The organism is Protofrankia sp. CiP1_Cm_nod3 (assembly GCF_982290655.1).
Genome location: NZ_CEVIVD010000005.1, coordinates 85,470 through 86,732, shown reverse-complemented (window position 1 = coordinate 86,732; position 1,263 = coordinate 85,470). Strand labels below are relative to the sequence as shown.

The 1,263-nt window shown below is 72.1% G+C and carries 1 protein-coding gene; it reads right to left on the bottom strand.

The annotated features are described in order from the left end of the window. Positions 1-38: 38 nt before the first annotated feature. On the bottom strand, positions 39-596 hold the full coding sequence (locus tag AC5LUJ_RS02725; protein ID WP_250283461.1) for a DUF4245 domain-containing protein: 558 nt from the start codon (positions 594-596) through the stop codon (positions 39-41). Positions 597-1,263: the final 667 nt, after the last annotated feature.

Genomic DNA, 1,263 nt, shown 5'->3' with positions numbered 1-1,263 from the left:
CGCGCGGCCTGCTGACGCGCGGCCTGCTGACGCGCGGCCTACGGCGCGGCGTGCGGGCGTAGCGACGCCGCCAGCGCCCCCAGGTCGGCGGCGGACGCCCCGCCCTTGCCACCGCCGTCGGAGACGATCAGCACGACGTCACCGGTCTGGCGGGTCAGCGCCAGATGGCCGGCGTCATCCCGTCTTTCCTGCCAGGACGTTCCGGCGAGCTCGACGGTCCCCGTCACGGGCCGGTCCCCCAGGACGCGTTTGACCGCGTCCCGGGCGTTGCTCTCGTTGAGCTGCGCGTATGTCCTGTCGTCCGGGCGGTCGACGACGTACCCGATCGTCAGCTCGACCGTTCCCGGCTCGGTGTCCGACAGCCCGGAGGCCCGGACCGAGGTGGCCCTCCAGTGGCCGGGCAGGCCGGTCGGCGCCAGGACACCGAAGGGCGCCGACCGCGCGAACGCGGCCACCGGGGCGGCCGTGTCCACCGGGCGCACCGGGTCGCCGCCGCCTCTGGGCATGAACAGCGCGACCAGCAGCACCCCGGCCATCACCACTCCGAGGGACAGCGCCATGTCTCGGATCGTTTCCTGACCGCGTCGTCGTGCCATCGTTCCATCCTGCCGTCCCCGGGACGCGGCCCGACGGGACAGTCGGCCCGCTCGGTCCCTGTCTCGTCCGTGGCGATCCCGTACCGATCATCGTCGGACGGTGGCCCGCGCGCCCGGCCGGCCACCCGTCATGACGGTGGACGGCGGTGGGCCGGGCTGCCGGCGCCCCGGGGCCACAGCCGCGACAGCCGCACACCGGATTCAGGAAACATCATCGATAAAATAATTCCCGGACGCCTGTCGAAGCACCGCCCGTCGAAGCACCGCCCGGCTGAAGTGCGGCCCTGTTGAGGAACGGCCTGGACGTAAGCCAGATAACAGCGTGTCCTCCGGCCAGGCCGAACGCCTGGCGGCGGCCGTCGGTAAACAATAGATGGGCGTCCGGCACGCCCCCTCCGCGTGCCGGACGCCCATACGTGGAGTTGGACGTATGTCCGCCGGTCAAGGTTGCACCAAGTAAGACGATCTAGATGTCACGCACCTGACATTGGCATTCTGAGGACTACCGTCCCAAAAGCGGCGCGATCATATTTCCGTACCGGCCGCCCCGCCGGAGCCAGGCGCCGGTGGGTATCCGCCCGGGTACCGGCCGGCCCCGCCGGACCAAGCGGCCAGGGCACCGCGCGGCCCACACCGGCACCGCGCGGCCCACACCGGCCCCGCGCGG

Excerpts from the sequence above, each read along its gene's own strand:
- AC5LUJ_RS02725 (WP_250283461.1), bottom strand. The coding sequence starts at position 596 with ATGGCACGACGACGCGGTCAGGAAACGATCCGAGACATGGCGCTGTCC.